Annotated in this window: 19 protein-coding genes; 10 read left to right on the forward strand and 9 right to left on the reverse strand. The window is 72.3% G+C overall.

Annotated features, from left to right (window positions below; genetic code table 11):
• Positions 1-8: 8 nt before the first annotated feature.
• Entirely contained in the window at positions 9-1,019 is a 1,011-nt protein-coding gene (locus IPT68_RS12030) for an aldo/keto reductase (protein WP_189698324.1), read from the reverse strand.
• A gap of 157 nt (positions 1,020-1,176) precedes the next feature.
• On the opposite strand from IPT68_RS12030, the gene IPT68_RS12035 reads away from it, so the two are divergent.
• The gene (locus IPT68_RS12035) at positions 1,177-1,404 is read left to right on the forward strand and encodes a hypothetical protein (protein WP_189698325.1); all 228 of its coding nucleotides are present in this window, start codon (positions 1,177-1,179) and stop codon (positions 1,402-1,404) included.
• On the opposite strand, the gene IPT68_RS12040 is transcribed toward IPT68_RS12035, so the two are convergent.
• Positions 1,401-2,783 carry a glycine--tRNA ligase gene (locus tag IPT68_RS12040; protein ID WP_189698326.1) on the reverse strand — a complete coding sequence of 461 codons (1,383 nt, stop codon included), beginning with the start codon at positions 2,781-2,783 and terminating at the stop codon, positions 1,401-1,403. The genes IPT68_RS12035 and IPT68_RS12040 overlap by 4 nt on opposite strands.
• Positions 2,784-2,943: 160 nt before the next feature.
• On the opposite strand from IPT68_RS12040, the gene IPT68_RS12045 reads away from it, so the two are divergent.
• From IPT68_RS12045 to IPT68_RS12060, 4 genes are read left to right on the forward strand one after another with little or no spacing between them, the layout of a single operon-like run.
• Positions 2,944-3,912, forward strand: a complete 969-nt coding sequence (locus IPT68_RS12045; protein WP_189698327.1) for a metal ABC transporter solute-binding protein, Zn/Mn family — start codon at positions 2,944-2,946, stop codon at positions 3,910-3,912.
• A gap of 17 nt (positions 3,913-3,929) precedes the next feature.
• Positions 3,930-4,706, forward strand: a complete 777-nt coding sequence (locus IPT68_RS12050) for a metal ABC transporter ATP-binding protein (RefSeq protein WP_189698328.1) — start codon at positions 3,930-3,932, stop codon at positions 4,704-4,706.
• Positions 4,706-5,608 (forward strand): metal ABC transporter permease, encoded by a 903-nt coding sequence (locus IPT68_RS12055; RefSeq protein ID WP_189698329.1) that lies wholly within the window; start codon positions 4,706-4,708, stop codon positions 5,606-5,608. The genes IPT68_RS12050 and IPT68_RS12055 overlap by 1 nt, the downstream gene beginning before the upstream one ends.
• A gap of 59 nt (positions 5,609-5,667) precedes the next feature.
• Positions 5,668-6,087: a Fur family transcriptional regulator gene (locus IPT68_RS12060; RefSeq protein WP_189698330.1), complete on the forward strand. Its 420-nt coding sequence runs from the start codon at positions 5,668-5,670 to the stop codon at positions 6,085-6,087.
• Positions 6,088-6,106: 19 nt separating this feature from the next.
• Here IPT68_RS12060 and IPT68_RS12065 read toward each other — a convergent pair whose 3' ends face one another.
• The 7 genes from IPT68_RS12065 to IPT68_RS12095 all read right to left on the reverse strand — a co-directional run bounded on the left by IPT68_RS12065 (position 6,107) and on the right by IPT68_RS12095 (position 10,417).
• Positions 6,107-6,472: a hypothetical protein gene (locus IPT68_RS12065; protein ID WP_189698331.1), complete on the reverse strand. Its 366-nt coding sequence runs from the start codon at positions 6,470-6,472 to the stop codon at positions 6,107-6,109.
• Positions 6,469-6,993 carry a YcxB family protein gene (locus tag IPT68_RS12070; protein WP_189698332.1) on the reverse strand — a complete coding sequence of 175 codons (525 nt, stop codon included), beginning with the start codon at positions 6,991-6,993 and terminating at the stop codon, positions 6,469-6,471. Before IPT68_RS12070 ends, IPT68_RS12065 begins: the two co-directional genes overlap by 4 nt.
• A 24-nt stretch (positions 6,994-7,017) precedes the next feature.
• Positions 7,018-7,854, reverse strand: coding sequence for an isoprenyl transferase (locus IPT68_RS12075; RefSeq protein WP_189698333.1), 837 nt, complete (start codon positions 7,852-7,854; stop codon positions 7,018-7,020).
• A 23-nt stretch (positions 7,855-7,877) separates the two neighbouring features.
• Entirely contained in the window at positions 7,878-8,624 is a 747-nt protein-coding gene (gene recO, locus IPT68_RS12080; protein ID WP_189698334.1) for a DNA repair protein RecO, read from the reverse strand.
• A 159-nt stretch (positions 8,625-8,783) separates the two neighbouring features.
• On the reverse strand, positions 8,784-9,017 hold the full coding sequence (locus IPT68_RS12085; RefSeq protein ID WP_189698335.1) for a hypothetical protein: 234 nt from the start codon (positions 9,015-9,017) through the stop codon (positions 8,784-8,786).
• A gap of 391 nt (positions 9,018-9,408) precedes the next feature.
• Positions 9,409-9,843 carry a VOC family protein gene (locus IPT68_RS12090; RefSeq protein ID WP_189698336.1) on the reverse strand — a complete coding sequence of 145 codons (435 nt, stop codon included), beginning with the start codon at positions 9,841-9,843 and terminating at the stop codon, positions 9,409-9,411.
• Between the two features lie 130 nt (positions 9,844-9,973).
• The gene (locus tag IPT68_RS12095; RefSeq protein WP_189698337.1) at positions 9,974-10,417 is read right to left on the reverse strand and encodes a protein-tyrosine phosphatase family protein; all 444 of its coding nucleotides are present in this window, start codon (positions 10,415-10,417) and stop codon (positions 9,974-9,976) included.
• Positions 10,418-11,206: 789 nt separating this feature from the next.
• Here IPT68_RS12095 and IPT68_RS12100 point away from each other — a divergent pair.
• From IPT68_RS12100 to IPT68_RS12120, 5 genes are read left to right on the forward strand one after another with little or no spacing between them, the layout of a single operon-like run.
• The gene (locus IPT68_RS12100; RefSeq protein WP_189698338.1) at positions 11,207-12,838 is read left to right on the forward strand and encodes an ABC transporter substrate-binding protein; all 1,632 of its coding nucleotides are present in this window, start codon (positions 11,207-11,209) and stop codon (positions 12,836-12,838) included.
• Between the two features lie 3 nt (positions 12,839-12,841).
• Complete coding sequence (locus tag IPT68_RS12105) at positions 12,842-13,801, forward strand: ABC transporter permease (protein WP_189698339.1); 960 nt, start codon at positions 12,842-12,844, stop codon at positions 13,799-13,801.
• Positions 13,801-15,777 carry a dipeptide/oligopeptide/nickel ABC transporter permease/ATP-binding protein gene (locus tag IPT68_RS12110; RefSeq protein WP_189698340.1) on the forward strand — a complete coding sequence of 659 codons (1,977 nt, stop codon included), beginning with the start codon at positions 13,801-13,803 and terminating at the stop codon, positions 15,775-15,777. Before IPT68_RS12105 ends, IPT68_RS12110 begins: the two co-directional genes overlap by 1 nt.
• A complete protein-coding gene (locus IPT68_RS12115) occupies positions 15,774-16,796 on the forward strand; it encodes an oligopeptide/dipeptide ABC transporter ATP-binding protein (protein ID WP_189698341.1) in 1,023 nt (340 codons plus the stop codon). Before IPT68_RS12110 ends, IPT68_RS12115 begins: the two co-directional genes overlap by 4 nt.
• Positions 16,793-17,770, forward strand: coding sequence for a dihydrodipicolinate synthase family protein (locus IPT68_RS12120; protein ID WP_189698342.1), 978 nt, complete (start codon positions 16,793-16,795; stop codon positions 17,768-17,770). The genes IPT68_RS12115 and IPT68_RS12120 overlap by 4 nt, the downstream gene beginning before the upstream one ends.
• Positions 17,771-17,773: the final 3 nt, after the last annotated feature.

Consider the following 17,773-nt stretch of genomic DNA (forward strand, 5'->3'; position numbering starts at 1 on the left):
GGCCCGGATCAGCGTTCGCTGTCGAGGTGCGCCATCTGCTGCGTCGGGTAGCGGTCGCCGGCGGCCGCGTCCGCGGGCACGGCCTCCTCGATCGCCCGCAGGTCGGCCTCGTCCAGCCGCACGTCCAGCGCGCCCAGCGCCTCGGTCAGCCGGTCCCGGCGGCGGGCGCCGACCAGCGGCACGATGTCCTCGCCGCGTGAGAGCACCCAGGCGATGGCGATCTGCGCGACGCTCACGCCCTTCTCCTCGGCGACCTTCCGCAGGGCCTCCACCAGGTTCAGGTTGTGCCGGAGGTTCTCGCCCTGGAAGCGGGGCGACAGCGCGCGGAAGTCGTTCGCGGCGAGCTGCCGGTCGGCCGTGAAGTGGCCGGAGATCAGCCCGCGCGACAGGACGCCGTAGGCGGTGACGCCGATGCCCAGCTCACGGGCGGTCGGCAGGATCTCCGTCTCGATGCCGCGCGAGATCAGCGAGTACTCGATCTGGAGGTCGCAGATCGGGGCGGTGGCGGCGGCCCGGCGGATCGTCTCGGCGCCGACCTCGCTGAGGCCGATGTGCCGGACGTGCCCCTTCTCGACCAGTTCCGCCATCGCGCCGACCGTCTCCTCGATCGGCACGGCCGGGTCGAGGCGGGAGAGCCGGTAGACGTCGATGTGGTCGACGCCGAGGCGCCCGAGGGAGTAGGCGGCGAAGTTCTTCACGGCGGCCGGGCGGCCGTCGTAGCCCGTCCAGCCGCCGTCCGGGTCGCGCAGGGCGCCGAACTTCACGCTGAGCAGCGCCTGTTCCCGCCGGGCGGCGGGCGCGGCGCGCAGGGCTTCGCCGATCAGCATCTCGTTGTGGCCCATGCCGTAGAAGTCGCCGGTGTCGAGCAGGGTGACGCCGGCTTCCAGGGCCGCGTGGATGGTGGCGACGGACTCGGCCCGGTCCGCGTCGCCGTACACGGCGGACATGCCCATGCAGCCGAGGCCGAGGGCGGAGACCTGGGGGCCGGTGGTTCCAAGGGTGCGTGTCTGCATCGTCATGCCTCCACCCTGCCCTAGCAGCTGACAAATTTCAATATCTGTCATTCGTCAGCTGTCACCCACCGCGGACGCCACCCGAACCTCTCGACGCATGGTCTGGGCCGCGCGCAGTGCCATGTCTACGACACCTCACCGCACCCCCATCGGGAGGCCTCGCATGATCCGCCGCGCCCCGCGCCTGCTCGCCGCCGCACTGGCGGCCGTCTGCCTGACCCAACTCCCCGCCGCCCCCCACCGCCTCCGCCGCCGACACCTGCCCGAAACGAACGCGCGGTTCCCCGCACCCTCGAAAGGGCGCGGGGAACCGCGCGGTGGACCGTGGACGACGCGCACCTGGCGGGGTGACCCCCGGCCGGGCAAGGGCGCCGCCGCGCCGATCGACTAGCAGCCGACCAGGCGCCCGGCCAGGTAGCCCTCGATCTGGTCCAGGGACACCCGCTCCTGCTTCATGGTGTCGCGCTCGCGCACGGTCACCGCGTTGTCCTCCAGGGTGTCGAAGTCGACCGTCACGCAGTACGGCGTGCCGATCTCGTCCTGGCGGCGGTAGCGGCGGCCGATCGCGCCGGCGTCGTCGAACTCGATGTTCCAGTTCTGGCGGAGCGCCTGGGCGAGGCCCTTGGCCTTCGGGGACAGCTCGGGGTTGCGGGACAGCGGCAGCACCGCGACCTTCACCGGGGCCAGGCGGTGGTCCAGGCGCAGCACGGTGCGCTTCTCCATCTTGCCCTTGGCGTTGGGCGCCTCGTCCTCGACGTAGGCGTCGAGCAGGAACGCCAGCATCGCGCGGCCGACACCGGCCGCGGGCTCGATGACGTACGGCGTCCAGCGCTCGCCGGCCTCCTGGTCGAAGTACGAGAGGTCCTGGCCGGAGGCCTTGGAGTGGGCCGACAGGTCGTAGTCGGTGCGGTTGGCGACGCCCTCCAGCTCACCCCACTCGCTGCCGCCGAACTGGAAGCGGTACTCGATGTCGGCGGTGCGCTTGGAGTAGTGGGAGAGCTTCTCCTTCGGGTGCTCGTACCACCGCATGTTCTCCTCGCGCAGGCCCAGGCCGGTGTACCAGTTCCAGCGCTGCTGCATCCAGTACTCCTGCCACTGCTCGTCCTCGCCCGGCTTGACGAAGAACTCCATCTCCATCTGCTCGAACTCGCGGGTGCGGAAGATGAAGTTGCCCGGCGTGATCTCGTTGCGGAACGACTTGCCCATCTGGGCGATGCCGAACGGCGGCTTGCGGCGCGAGGTGGTCTGGACCTGGGCGAAGTTGGTGAAGATGCCCTGCGCGGTCTCGGGGCGCAGGTAGGCGACGGAGCCGCTGTCCTGCGTCGGGCCGAGGTGCGTGGACAGCAGACCCGAGAACTGCTTGGGCTCGGTGAACTGGCCCTTGGTGCCGCAGTTCGGGCAGTTGATGTCGGCGAGGCCGTTCTCCGGGGCGCGGCCCTTCTTCTCCTCGTACGCCTCCTCCAGGTGGTCCGCGCGGAACCGCTTGTGGCAGGAGGTGCACTCGGTGAGCGGGTCGGTGAAGGTGGCGACGTGACCGGAGGCGACCCAGACCTCGGGGGCCAGGATGACGGACGAGTCGATACCGACGACGTCCTCGCGCGACGTCACCATGTAGCGCCACCACTGACGCTTGAGGTTCTCCTTGAGCTCGACACCCAGGGGCCCGTAGTCCCAGGCGGCCTTCTGGCCGCCGTAGATCTCACTACAAGGGAAAACGAAGCCACGGCGCTTGCTCAGGCTGACGATGGTGTCGATCTTGTCGGCGGCCACGGTGCTCTCTTCATTACGACGACGGGCGACGAAGCGAGATGCTTCCAGCGAATGATTCAGGTTACCGGCGCGGACTCCCCCTGAACCAAATCGGGCCGCTCCTCGAACCGAATCGGCGGTTTGTTGACAACGGTTTCCACTTTTGTTGAAAATGACTCTCATGAACATACGACGACGCCTCATACCCGCGGCAGCACTGGCCGCCCTCAGCCTCACTGCCGTCTCCGCCTGCTCCAGCGGCGGCGCGAGCGCGGAGAACGCGGGTACCACGGACAAGTTCGACGTCGTCGCCTCGTTCTACCCGATGCAGTTCCTGGCCGAGCAGATCGGCGGGGACCACGTGAACGTCACCACCCTGACCGAGCCGGGTCAGGAGCCGCACGACCTGGAGATCAGCGCCCGGCAGACCGCGCAGCTCCAGGAGGCGGACGCCATCCTCTACCTCAAGAGCCTCCAGCCCGCCGTCGACGAGGCCGTCACCCAGTCCCAGGTGAAGACCAAGGTCGACGCGACGACGCTCACCTCTCTCGAGGAGCACGGCACCGAGGTCGGCGGCCACGCCGAGGAGCACGCCGAGGAGGACGGTCACGGCCACGAGGAGGAGGGCGGCCTCGACCCCCACGTCTGGCTGGACCCGGTGAAGTACGCGGAGATCGCCGAGGGCGTCGGCGAGGCCTTCGAGAAGGCCGACCCCGACCACGCCGCGGACTACCGGAAGAACACCGCGGCCCTGATCAAGAAGCTCGACACCCTCGACACCGAGTTCACGGACGGCCTGCGGAACACCCGGACCAAGGTCTTCATCACCACGCACGCCGCCTTCGGCTACCTCGCCGAGCGCTACGGCCTCACCGAGGAGGCCATCAGCGGCCTGGACCCGGAGTCCGAGCCCAGCGGGGCCCGCGTGAAGGAGCTCGCCGAGATCGCCGGGGCCGACGGCGTGACCACGGTCTTCTACGAGACACTGGTGTCCGACAAGACCGCCAGGACCATCGCCCAGGACGCGAACCTGGAGACGGACGTCCTCGACCCGGTCGAGGGCATCACCGACAAGTCCCGGGGCGACGACTACATCCAGGTCATGCGGGCCAACCTCAAGGCGCTGCAGACGGCCCTGGAAGCCAAGTGACCGTTACGGAGGACGCCATGGGCGCCACGGGAGAGTCCGTCATATCCATGCGCGGTGTCCGCGCCGACCTGGGCTCGCGGCCCGTGCTGCGCGGCATCGACCTCACCGTGCGCCGCGGCGAGGTCGTCGCGCTGCTCGGCGCGAACGGCTCGGGCAAGTCGACGGCGGTGCGCAGCGTCATCGGGCAGGTGCCGGTCGGCGCCGGGCAGATCGAGCTGTTCGGGACGCCGCGGGACCGGTTCCGCGACTGGGCGCGGGTGGGATACGTCCCGCAGCGCACCACCGCCGCGGGCGGGGTGCCCGCCACGGTGACCGAGGTGGTCTCCTCCGGGCGGCTCGCCAGGGCCCGCTTCGGGCTGCTGCGCAAGGCGGACCACGAGGCGGTACGCCGGGCCCTGGAGCTGGTCGGCATGGCCGACCGGGCCAGGGACTCCGTGGGCGCCCTCTCCGGAGGCCAGCACCAGCGGGTGCTGATCGCCCGGGCCCTCGCCTGCGAACCCGAGCTGCTGATCATGGACGAGCCGATGGCGGGCGTCGACCTGACCAGCCAGGAGGTGCTCGCGCGGACCCTCAGGGACCAGGTCGCCTCCGGTACGACGGTCCTGCTCGTCCTGCACGAACTGGGCCCGCTGGAGCCGCTGATCGACCGGGCGGTCGTGCTGCGCGACGGCTGCGTGCTGCACGACGGCCCGCCGCCGAAGGCGGTCGGCCAGCACGCGCTGCCCGGCCACGACCACGTCCACCCCCACGCGGCGCACGACGCCGAACCGATCCGCACGGGACTGCTCAGCTGATGGAATTCCTCGACTACGCCTTCATGCAGCGGGCCCTGCTCGCCGCGGTCCTGGTCGGCATCACGGCCCCCGCGATCGGCATCTACCTCGTGCAGCGCCGCCAGGCCCTGATGGGCGACGGCATCGGCCATGTCGCCATGACCGGCGTCGGCCTGGGTTTCCTGCTCTCCTGGTCGCCGGTGTGGATGGCGACGCTGGTGTCCGTCCTGGGCGCGGTGCTCATGGAGCTGATCCGCTGGTTCGGCCGGACCCGCGGCGACATCGCCCTCGCGATGCTCTTCTACGGCGGCATGGCCGGCGGCGTGATGTTCATCAACCTCGCGCCGACCGGCTCCAACGCGAACCTCACGTCGTACCTCTTCGGCTCCCTGTCGACGGTCAGCGCGTCGGACGTGACCGCGATCTGCCTGCTCGCGGCCTTCGTGGTCCTGGTCACCGTCGGGCTGCGCCGGCAGCTGTTCGCGGTCAGCCAGGACGAGGAGTTCGCGCGGGTGACGGGGCTTCCGGTGCGGGCGCTGAACCTGCTGACGGCGATCACCGCGGCCGTCACGGTCACCGTGGCGATGCGGGTGGTCGGCCTGCTGCTGGTGTCCGCGCTGATGGTGGTGCCGGTGGCCGCCGCCCAGCAGCTCACGCGCAGCTTCGCGGCGACGTTCGCGATCGCGGTCGCCATCGGCGTGGCCGTCACCCTCGGCGGCACGGTCACCTCGTACTACCAGGACGTTCCGCCCGGCGCGACCATCGTGCTGCTGACCATCGGCGCGTTCGTCGTGCTGACCGCGCTGGCGGCTCCGCTGGCCCGGCGGCGCGCGCGGGCCCTGGCCGCGGCGCAGCCCGCGGGGGACCCGGCGGAGTGCGCGATTCCGGCCACGCGGGGCGCCGACGACGAGATCGGCGTCTGACCGCGCCCGGTGCGGGCTGGCACAATGGCCCGTCAGAAACAGAGGCAAGGAGGCAACCGGTGACCACCGCTGGACCGCCCGTGAAGGGCCGCGCCACCCGGCAGCGTGCCGCCGTGGCGGCAGCCCTGGAAGAGGTCGAGGAGTTCCGCAGCGCGCAGGAACTGCACGACATGCTCAAGCACAAGGGCGACGCCGTCGGGCTCACCACGGTCTACCGCACCCTCCAGTCCCTCGCCGACGCCGGTGAGGTCGACGTCCTGCGCACCGCCGACGGCGAGTCCGTCTACCGCCGCTGCTCCACCGGCGAGCACCACCATCACCTCGTCTGCCGTGGCTGCGGCAAGGCGGTCGAGGTGGAGGGCCCTGCGGTCGAGACGTGGGCGGAGGCCATCGCCTCCGAGCACGGCTTCGTCAACGTGGCGCACACGGTGGAGATCTTCGGCACCTGCGCGGACTGCGCGGCTGCCTGCGGCGCCTGAGGCCGTCGGGACAGGCGCTTCAGGGCAGCATGTCGCCGCGGTTCACGCAGGAGTAGGAGCCGTCGTCGTTGCGTCCCACGCTGTCGTAGGACCAGCAGTGCAGCATCGGCGCGAGCGTCCACATCCGCAGCACGATGAGGGCCGCGATGCAGGCGGCGGTGATCCACCCCGCGTACGACCGCGGGCCGGTCAGCGCGAGACCGCCCGCGGTGACCAGGACGGCGAAGACCAGCATCCAGACGACCACCGGGGCCAGGTTCTCCCGCAGCCCCGGAAACGTCTCCATCTCGACCGTGCCGAGGAAGGCGAACAGCACGACCAGCCCGGCGAAGGCGAACACGACGGCCGCCGCGCAGCCCCGGGCGAGCCTCGTGCGGCGGCTCATACGACGGGCAGACGCCGGGCCAGCAGCGCGCGCAGCCGGTCCGCGTCGGCCTCGGCGCGCAGCCCGCGCTTGGGCAGCACCTCGACGAGCAGGATGTTCGGGTCGCGGCTGAGCAGCACGAAGTGGTCGCGGGTCTCGCGGTGGCCGCGGAACACCGACCAGCGCTGTTCGAGCGTCACATACCGGGTTTCGGTCCTGATCCCGTCGTCGGTGACGGTGGCGCGGTACTCGCCCTGCCAGGAGACCGTGCGCAGCGCGTGGTGGGCCTGCGCGTGCGGCATCGCCCAGATGACGGCGGCGCAGAAGACGGCGAGGACGAAGGAGAGCGCCGAGCCCTTCGTGGAGACGGCGCTCTGGGCGGCGAGGGCGAGGAAGACCGCGGTCAGGGCCCAGCGGAGCAGGTGCAGGTGCCGGACCCGCTCCCGTACCCCGACACCGGCGCGCAGATCGCCCCGGGTCGGCCGGTACGCCAGTTCCACCTCGTCGTGCGTGACGGGATCCCGCCCCATGTCCATGACCATGAGGCGGGATCGTACCGCCAGTGATCAGCTTTCCTGCTTGCCCTCCATGGCCAGCAGTTCCTCGTTCGGGATGGCGCCGCCGAAGCGGCGGTCCCGGGACGCGTACTCCACGCAGGCCCGCCACAGGTCGCGGCGGTCGAAGTCCGGCCACAGCACGTCCTGGAAGACCATCTCGGCGTAGGCGCTCTGCCAGAGCAGGTAGTTGGAGGTGCGCTGCTCGCCGCTGGGGCGCAGGAACATGTCGACGTCCGGCATGTCCGGGTAGTAGAGGTAGTTCGCGAAGGTCTTCTCGGTGACCTTCGACGGATCCAGGCGCCCGGCCTTCACGTCCTGCGCCAGCGCCAGGGCCGCGTCGGCGATCTCGGCGCGGCCGCCGTAGTTCATGCAGAAGTACAGGGTCAGCCGGTCGTTGCCCTTGGTCTGCTCCTGCGCGACCTGGAGCTCCTTGGCGACCGACTTCCACAGCTTGGGCATCCGGCCCACCCAGCGCACCCGCACGCCGAGTTCGTCGAGCTGGTCGCGGGTCTTGCGGATGAAGTCGCGGTTGAAGTTCATCAGGAAGCGCACCTCGTCCGGCGACCGCTTCCAGTTCTCGGTGGAGAAGGCGTACAGCGAGATCGCCCCGACGCCCATCTCGATCGCGCCCTGGAGCACGTCCAGCACCCGCTCGGCGCCGACCTTGTGCCCCTCGGTGCGCGGCAGCCCGCGCTCCTTGGCCCAGCGTCCGTTGCCGTCCATGACGATCGCCACGTGGCGGGGGACCAGCTCCCCCGGCAGCTTCGGCGCGCGGGCACCGGACGGGTGCGGCTCCGGCGTCTTGTACTCGCGCCGCTGGCGCCCCAGGAACCCGCGTACGGCCATGTGCTTCTCGTCTCCCTCAGCTCTTACTTCTCGACGTACCGAAGTGAGCGCAGCCCGCGCTCCAGGTGCCAGTGCAGATACGCGGACACCAGCCCGCTGCCCTCCCGCACGTACCGCGGCTCGCACGCGTCCGCGGTCTCCCAGTCTCCCGTAAGCAGCGCCCCGAGGAGTTCCAGGGTCCGGGGCGAGGGGACGACGCTCCCCGGCACCCGGCAGTCCCCGCAGACCGAGCCGCCGGACGACACCGAGAAGAACCGGTTCGGGCCGGGCAGACCGCACTTCACGCAGTCGCTGAAGCTGGGCGCGTAGCCGTTGACGGCGAGGGAGCGCAGCAGGAAGGCGTCGAGGACGAGGTGCGGGGCGTGCTCGCCGCGGGCGAGGGTGCGCAGGGCGCCGACCAGCAGCAGGTACTGCTGCACGGCCGGCTCGCCCTCGTGGTCCGTGAACCGCTCCGCCGTCTCCAGCATCGCCGTCCCGGCGGTGTACCGCGCGTAGTCGGTGACGATGCCGCCGCCGTACGGCGCGATGGTCTCGCTCTGCGTGCACAGCGGCAGCCCGCGGCCCACCAGCTCACTGCCGCGCGCGAAGAACTGCACGTCGACGTGGGAGAACGGCTCCAGCCGGGCCCCGAACTTGGACTTCGTCCGCCGCACGCCGCGCGCCACCGCCCGCACCCGCCCGTGCCCCCGCGTGAGCAGCGTGATGATCCGGTCGGCCTCACCCAGCTTCTGGGTGCGCAGGACGACGCCGTCGTCCCGGAACAGGCTCATCGCGCACCGCCGTGCGGCCGCCGGGGGTGCGCGGGCCGTTCCCCGCGGGACCGCGGCACGGTCCGCTCCGCCTCACCCGGCTTCCGGGTGCGCGGCACGGGGACGTCGGCGCGGGACAGGCTCATGCCGCCATTCTCTCCTACGCGGGCGGCGCGTCCTTCAAGGAACCTCGCCCCGGCTGCGGGCGTTCGCGTACGCGGTCGCCGCGCTCAGCCGCTCCGCCGCGGTGGCCTTGCGCAGGGCCTCCGGGTCGCAGTCCCACTCCTTTCCGCCGCCGACGGCTCTCAGCTGCACGTACGGCCCCTCGTGGCCCATGACGATCCCCACCTTCCCGCTGTGGGCGTCCACGACGTACGAGCCGATCGGCGGCTTCGGCGGCTTCTTCGACTTCATCGGCTTCCGGCCTTTTCCAGTGCGGCGTGCAATTGCATCACCGTGTGGTTCCCCGGCCCCTTCGTGTTTCACTCTTCGCGACCCCCCGGCCACGCGCTGCCTCTACACTCGGCGGGAGTCCGGCCCGCGGACGGGGCCGCGCAGGGAGCGCTGCGGGGGTGAACCCTCGGCCTCGCCACACCCCGCACCGCCTCGGCGTCCGGGCGGCCGTCCTCCGTACGAGAAGGGCGCGCCGAGCCCGGCCAGGTACCCGCTGACCGACGGCATGCCCCGCACCGTGATGCTGTGCGCCGCCCGGCCCTTCCCGCCGAAGGAGCCGTCCGTGCGGATCACCCGGGGTCCGCCGTTCGGACGGGCCGGCGTCGCGGGCCCCGGCGCGACCGGTCCCGGGTCAGCGTTCGGACAGGGGCGCCGGGGCCTCCTGGACCGTCCAGCCGTTGCCGTCGGGGTCCTGGAAGAAGAGGAAGGAGTTCCACTTCTCCTCGCCCCGGCCCTCCGCCCAGCCGGACGCGTCGACGTGCAGGACGGGGGTGACCTCGACCCCGCGACCGACCAGCTCGGCGCGGGCCGCCTCGATGTCCGTGACACACAGCTGCAGGCCCTGGAAGGAGCCGGGGACCATCCGGGACCGGCCCGGCGAGTCCGGCAGGCCGGACTCCAGCACGATGGAGCAGCGCGAGCCGGGCGGGGTGAGCTGGACGAAGCGGCCGCCCGCGAAGTACGCCGCGTCGATGTCGGTGTGGAAACCGCACCGGTCCTCGTAGAAGGCCTTGGCCCGGTCCAGGTCGGCGACCGGCACGGCGATCACCTCCAGGGTCCATTCCATACGCGCACCTCCTCGGCCATGATCGCCCGGCGGTGCGGGCCGCGCCCGTCGACCGCGGCGGACGTGCGCGGGGGCCGGTACACGACCGCGGCCTGCGGCTCGCCGTCCGCTCACCCGTCGGCGCCGGACCTCACCCGACGCCGAACCCGCGGACGTACCGGTGCTGCCACGGTGTCTCGACCGCCCGCCGGTCATAGCGCGCCCGGACGTACGTCACGGCCTCCCGCGGCGGAACGCCGTCCAGGACCGCGAGGCAGGCCAGCGCCGTCCCCGTCCGTCCGCGCCCTCCCCCGCACGCGATCTCCACCGGTTCCTCGGCGGCCCGCTCCCAGGCCTCGGTCAGCGCCGCCCGGGCGTCGGCCCGGTCCTTCGGGAGGCGGAAGTCGGGCCATGGGATCCAGCGGAACTCCCAGGGGAAGGCCTCGGGCGGCCTGCCCAGGAGGTAGACGCCGTACGACGGGGCGGGCGCCGCCGCGTCCAGGGGGCGGCGCAGGCCCCGGCCGCGGACCAGACGGCCCGACGGCAGCCGGAGCACGCCCGGCCCCTGCTCGTCCCATCCGTCGATCGTCGCCATGGAGTCATTCCAACGTGCCCGCCGCGCCGGGGCAACCGAATCCCGCGAACCGGTGGCCAGGACGGCGGGGGGATGCTCGCCGCGGACCGAACCGGGGGACGACTCCGCCGTGACGGCTTCCGCGCCCTCAGTCGGCCCTCTGAGCCACGGAAGTGACGTGCCGTCGCACGCTGCGCGCCCTGCGCGGCACGGGTGCGCGGTGCGGTGATGATGGCGCGGTGACGGTGAACGGTGAGCTCGGGGGACGGTCCGTCCGGGCGGTCACGGACGCCGGCGACGCGAGGCGGGACCGTCCGGAAGGCACCGAGCCCTTCGGGCACGAACGCGCTGCCGGCGACACGCACAGCGGCGGGTGCGTGCGCGGCTGGAGCCCTCCGAGGGACCGCCCCACGCGTCCCCCCACCGCCGCCGGGAGAGCGTCGCGCGGGGAGTCGCGGCAGGTCCCGGGCGCCCGCATCGGCTCGGGCGCGGTGGGCAGCGGCGTGGCGGCCGGGAGTCCGCGGCCCGGGAACAGCCGGGCGACCGTGCGCCGCGTCCGGCGGTCGCTCGACGCCCCGGGCATGCGCCGCACCGTACGCGGCGGGGGCGTCCCGCCTCAGGCGTCGGCGTCCGCGTCGGCGTCGCCATGCGTCAACTCCGCCGTTTCGTACGGTCATCGGCGCGGCCCGTGGCGGATACGCCATTCGCACGCGATCTCTTGACCGCCCCCACGGCCGCTCCTATCGTCGCGCTGACCGCAGGACGTAGGACGTCGTATCTCCTCATCATCCGACTGCTTTCGGAGGACCCGTGCGCGACGTGACCCACGACGTGCCGGCGCCGCACCGCCGGTCGTTCCTGAAGTACTCCGGCGCGCTGGGCGCGGCCGGCGCCGTCCCGGCGTCGCTGACGGCCTGCCTGGCGGGTCCGGAGTCCACGATCGACACCGGCGACGGGGGCCGGGGCGCGCACCGGACGCTGACGGCGGTCATCGGCTACGGGAACGACGGGACCTGGGACCCGACGCAGACCGCCTCGGCGTTCTGCATGGCCGCCAACAACCACATCTACGAGGGCTTGCTCGACACCGACCCGATCTCCCGGGAGCCCTACCCCGCGCTGGCGACCAGGGTGCCCGCGGACCGCGCCGGCACCTCCTGGACGTTCACCCTGCGCCCGGGCGCCACCTTCCACGACGGCAGGCCGGTCACCGCCGACGACGTGCTCTTCGTCTTCGACCGGATCCTCGACCCCGGCACCCAGACCCTGGCCAAGGGGTTCTTCGAGCCCTGGCTGAAGGACGTGCGCAAGGTCGCCGAGCGGACCGTCGAACTCGTGCTGAGGTTCCCCTTCCCGGAGGGGCTCTCCCGGCTCACCCTGGCGAAGATCATGCCCCAGCACGTGTTCTCCCGGCCGGGCGCCTGGAACGACGCGATCAAGGGCCTGGCGGTGGGCTCGGGCCCGTACCGGCAGACCGCACACCACCCGAAGTCCAACACCACCTTCGAGGCGTACGCCGGCTACAACGGCCCGCGCCCGCCCGCCTTCGAGAAGATGAACTGGCTGTCCGTCGTGGACGCCGCGCCGCGCGTCGCCAGGATCTCCGGCGGCAACGCGGGCGCGCAGATCGCGGACAACATCCCGTACGCCAACATCGGCCGGCTGGAGAGCGGCGGGCTGACGGTGGCCGGCGGCGCCGGGATGAACAACCTGTTCCTGATGTTCAACACTCGCCGCAAGCCGTTCGACGACGTGCGGGTGCGGCAGGCGCTGCACTACGCCATCGACACCGGCAAGCTCGTCGAGGTCGCCCTCAAGGGCCACGGCAAGCCGTCGTCGTCGTTCCTCGACGAGGCCAATCCGGCGTACCGGCGGGCGAGGACCGTCTACGACCACGACCCGGACCGGGCGAGGGCGCTGCTGAAGGAGGCCGGGGTCGGCGGGCTGCGGATCGACATCCTCGCCGTGAACGTCAGCTGGATCGTCGACTGCCTGCCGACCATCAAGTCCTCCTGGGACGCGATCGGCGTGCGCACGACGCTGTCGCCCCAGGAGACCACGGCCGTCTTCACCAAGATGGACCAGAGGCAGGACTACCAGGTGGTGGCCGCGGCCTCGAACCCCAACCAGTTCGGCCTCGACGCCGACCTGATCCTGCGGTACAACTACGGCCCGGACAACCTCTGGATGCGCTACGCCCGCTGGGCCGACGACCCGGTCGCCAGACAGCTGTTCGCCGACATGGACCGGGCCACCCGGGAGCCGGACCCGGTCCGCAAGAAGGCGATGATCCAGGACTGCGTCGACGTCGTCGCCGAACAGGCCGTGCTCTACCCGGTCGTGCACAACGAGCTGATGACCGCCTGGGACCCGAGGGAGCTCGCCGGGATGAGGGCCCAGCCGTATCCCGGCATCAACGTCCTCCGAGCCAGGTGGGCCTAGCCGGTGGTCGCCGTCGCCAGGATCCTGGCCCGCCGTGTGCTGCTCCTCGTGCCGCTGATGCTCGGCATCGTGCTGTTCGTGTTCCTGGTCATGCGCTTCTCCGACGTCGACCCGGCGTCCGCGTTCTTCCAGGGCGCCAACCCGACGCCCCGGCAGCTGCACGACTTCCGCGAGGAGCACGGCCTGCTCGACCCGCTGCCGGTGCGCTACGTCGCCTTCGTCGGCGATCTGCTCCACGGCGACCTGGGCACCAGCGCGCTCACCCGGGGCGAGGTGGTCGACCAGGTGATGACCGCGCTGCCGCTCACCGTGCAGCTCACCTTCCTGGGCCTGGGCATCGCGGTGGTGCTGTCGCTGGCCGGCGGCGTGACCGCCGCGATCCACCGGGACCGCCTGCCCGACCAGATCATCCGCGTGGTGTCCCTGACCGGCGTGGCCGCGCCCGGCTTCTGGCTGGCGCTGCTGATGATCCAGTACCTGGCCGTCGACCTGGGCTGGTTCCCCACCGGCGGCTACATCAACCCCAGGGACTCCGTCACCGGCTGGCTGTGGACCATGGCCCTGCCCGCCCTCGCCCTGTCCCTGCCGGTCGCCGCGCAGCTCACCCGCATCGTGCGCACGGCCGTCGTCGAGGAGCTGGACAAGGACTACGTCCGCACCGCGATCGGCAGCGGGCTGCCGCCGACGGTGGTGGTCGGCCGGAACGTGCTGCGCAACGCGCTGATCAACCCGCTGACCGTGCTCGGGCTGCGCGTGGGTTACCTGCTCGGCGGCGCGGTCGTCATCGAGACGATCTTCTCGCTGCCCGGCATGGGCAAGCTGATGATCGACGCCGTGAAGAACGGCGACCCGGCCGTCGTCCAGGGCGTCGTGCTGACCACCGCGATCGGGTTCGTGGTCGTCAACCTCGTCATCGACATCCTCTACCTGCTGGTCAACCCGCGACTGAGGGACGCCGCCTGATGTTCTCGCGCAAGCGCCTCACCGAGGCCCTGAGCCGCCCCGGCGTCCGGCTGCGCGGCCTGCGGCGGCTGCCGCCGCTGTCGAAGGTCGCCCTCTGCTTCCTGGCCCTGGTGGCGCTGGTCGCGGTGTTCGCGCCGCTGCTCGCGCCGTACGACCCGCTGGAGCAGCTGCCGCCCGTCGACGGCACCGGCCATCCGTCCGCCGGGCACTGGATGGGCCAGGACAGCCTCGGCCGGGACATCCTCAGCCGGCTGATGTACGGCGCCCGCTGGTCCCTCGCCATCGGCCTCGGCGCCACCGCGCTCGCGCTGCTGGCGGGCTCGCTGATCGGCGCGGTCGCGGCGACCTCCCGCAAGGCGGTGGACGAGACGCTGATGCGCTGCCTGGACGTGGTGATGGCGTTCCCGGGGATCGCGCTGGCCGCCGTCCTGGTCGCCGTGTTCGGCGGCGGGATCACGGTGCTGATCTGCGCGATCGCGTTCCTGTTCACACCGCCGGTCGCCCGTGTCGTGCGGGCGAACATCCTCGACCAGTACGGCGAGGACTACGTGACGGCCGAACGGGTCATCGGCGCCCGCACCCCGCACATCGTCGTCCGGCACGTGGCGATCAACTGCCTGGCGCCCGTGCTGGTGTTCTGCACGGTGCAGGTCGCCGAGGCCGTCGTCTTCGAGGCGTCGCTGTCCTTCATCGGCGCGGGCGTACGTCCGCCGGACCCCTCGTGGGGCAGTGTCATCGCGGACGGCAAGAACATGGTGCTGACCGGCGGCTGGTGGGCGACCGTGTTCCCCGGGCTGCTGATGCTGGTGACCGTGCTGTCGCTGAACATCCTGTCGGAGGGCGTGTCGGACGCGTGGGCCGCTCCGGCCCCCCGCGAGGTCGAGGCCCCCCAAGACCGCCTGGAGGCCCCCGCGCCCGGCAGCGGCGAGGTCACCCCGCTTCCCGGCCTGGCCCGGGCCGCCCTGCGCCTGCGCTCCCGCGCCCGCCCGCTGCCCGGCGGGCAGCCGGTGCTCGCCGTGGAGAACCTCGCCATCGGCTTCCCCAGCCGGCACCGCGGCGTGGACATCGTCGACGGCATCAGCTTCGCGGTGCGCCCCGGTGAAGTGCTCGGCCTGGTGGGCGAGTCGGGCTGCGGCAAGTCGCTGACCTCGCTCACCGTCATGGGCCTGCAGCCGAAGGGCGCCCGGGTGCGCGGTCGGGTCCGCTTCCAGGGGCGGGACCTGCTCGCCGAGCCGGCGCGGGCCCGCCGCAAGCTGCTCGGCCACGAGATGGCGATGATCTACCAGGACGCGCTGTCCTCCCTGAACCCGGCGATGACCATCCGCGCCCAGCTCAAGCAGGTCGTCCGGCGCGGAGGCCGCCGCAGTCCCGCCGAACTGCTCTCCCTGGTCGGCCTCGATCCCGACCGCACCCTGCGCAGCTACCCGCACGAACTCTCCGGCGGCCAGCGCCAGCGCGTCCTGATCGCCATGGCCCTCTCCCGCGACCCGAGGCTGATCGTCGCCGACGAGCCGACCACCGCGCTCGACGTGACCGTGCAGGCGCAGATCATGGAACTGCTGCTCGGGCTGCGCGAGGAACTGGGCTTCGCGCTGATCCTGGTCTCGCACGACCTGGCGCTGGTCGCGGCCGTCACCGACCGCGTGGTGGTGATGTACGGCGGGCAGATCGTGGAGACGGGCGTGACCGCCGACCTGGTCGAGGCGCCGGCCCACCACTACACGCGCGGACTGCTCGGCAGCGTGCTGTCCCTGGAGGGTGCGGCCGAGCGGATGACGCAGATCAAGGGCGTCGTACCGTCCCCGGCCGACTTCCCGGCGGGCTGCCGGTTCGCGGACCGCTGCCCGATGGCGAGCGAGGTCTGCCGGACCACGGCCCCCGGCCTGCTGGGCACACCGGAGCACTCGGCGGCCTGCCACCATCCGGCGGTCCTGCTGGTCAACAGCGGCGAGGCGGAGAGCGAGGTCGTCACATGAGCGCACTGGTGGAACTCGCCGACGTGCACGTCGTGCACAAGGCCCGCAGCGGCGGGGTGTTCACCCGGGACAAGGTGTACGCGCTGACCGGCGCCGACCTCACGATCGCGCCCGGCGAGACGGTCGGGGTGGTCGGCGAGTCCGGCTGCGGCAAGTCGACGCTGGCGAAGGTGCTGGTGGGCGTGCAGCCGCCGACGTCCGGGACGGTGTCCTTCCGGGGCCGGGACCTGTGGGCCATGCCGCCCGCAGAACGCCGCAGGGCCGTCGGCAGCCACACCGGCATGATCTTCCAGGACCCGTCGACCGCCCTGAACCGGCGTCTGACGGTACGACAGATCGTGCGCGACCCGCTGGACGTGCACGGGCGCGGCACGCCGGCCCGGCGGGAGGAGCGGGTGCGGGAGCTGATGGCGCTCGTCGGACTGCCGGGGGCGCTCGCCGACGGGCTGCCCGGCCAGCTCTCCGGCGGGCAGCGGCAGCGCGTCGCCATCGCCCGCGCGCTCGCCCTCGACCCCGACCTGGTGGTGGCCGACGAGCCGACCAGCGCGCTGGACGTGTCGGTGCGGGCCCAGATCCTCAACCTGCTGCTCGACCTGAAGGAGCGGCTGGGGCTGGCGCTGGTGTTCGTGTCGCACGACATCCAGACGGTGCGGCGGATGAGCGACCGGGTGATCACCATGTACCTCGGCCGGATCGTGGAGGTGAGCCCGGCCGACCGGGTGACCGACCGGGCCCGGCACCCGTACACCCGCGCCCTGTTCTCCGCGACCCCCGGCCTGCTCGACCCCGTCGACCCGATCCCGCTGGCCGGTCCCGTCCCGTCGGCGACCCGGCCGCCGAGCGGCTGCCCGTTCCGCACCCGCTGCTGGAAGGCCGACGCGGTGTGCGCCGAGTCGATGCCCGCGTTCTGCGTCGCGTCCACTCCGACGCACCGTTTCCGCTGTCACCATCCGGTGGAAGAGGAAGAGTCGACCCGTGAACTCGTCGGCCAGGCCCAGGCACCGAAGGAACCCGCATGAACCTCCCCACCTCCAGTGAGCCGCGGGGGCCCGCCCGTGCCGGGGGCGCGAAGATCGTGACCGGTGTCGTCCCGCCCGTCTGCACCCCCCTGACGCCGGAGCGCGAGGTGGACGTCCGCTCGCTGCTCAGGCTGGTCGACCATCTGGTCTCCGCGGGCGTGCACGGGCTGTTCGTGCTCGGCTCGACCTCGGAGGCGGCCTACCTCACCGACCGGCAGCGCGCCCTGGTCGTGGAAACCGTGGCCGGTCACCTCGGCGGGCGGCTCCCGCTGATCGCCGGCGCGATCGACATGACGACCCCACGCGTCCTGGACCACGTCACGGCCGTCACCGCGGCGGGCGCCGACGCGGTCGTCGTCACCGCGCCCTTCTACACGCGCACCCACCCGGCGGAGATCGCCCGCCACTACCGGCTCGTCGCCGCCGCCTCCCCGGTCCCCGTGCTGGCCTACGACATCCCGGTCGCCGTCCACACCAAGCTCCCCGCCGACCTGGTCCTGGAGCTGGCCGCCGAGGGGGTGCTGGCCGGGCTGAAGGACTCCAGCGGGGACCTGGCCGGCTTCCGCCGGGTCGTCACCGGCTTGCACGCCCACCCGGGCGCCTCGGGCTTCAGCGTGCTGACCGGCTCCGAGGTCCTCGTGGACGCGGCCCTCGCGCTGGGCGCGGACGGGGCGGTGCCCGGCCTGGCCAACGTCGACCCGCACGGCTACGTCCGGCTCCACACGCTGTGCCGGGCGGGTGACTGGCACCGCGCCCGCGCCGAGCAGGAGCGGCTGTGCGACCTGTTCGGCCTGGTCGGCGTCGGCGCCCCCACCCGGATGGGCGGCAGTTCCTCGGGCCTGGGCGCGTTCAAGGCGGCGCTGCACCTGCGCGGGGTCATCGACTGCCCGGCGACGGCGGAGCCGCAGGTGCCGCTGTCGCCGGACGAGGTGGAGCAGGTGGGCAAGTTCCTGGCGGCGGCGGGGCTGCTCTGAGCC

It is taken from the genome of Streptomyces chromofuscus, assembly GCF_015160875.1.
GTDB lineage: Bacteria > Actinomycetota > Actinomycetes > Streptomycetales > Streptomycetaceae > Streptomyces > Streptomyces chromofuscus.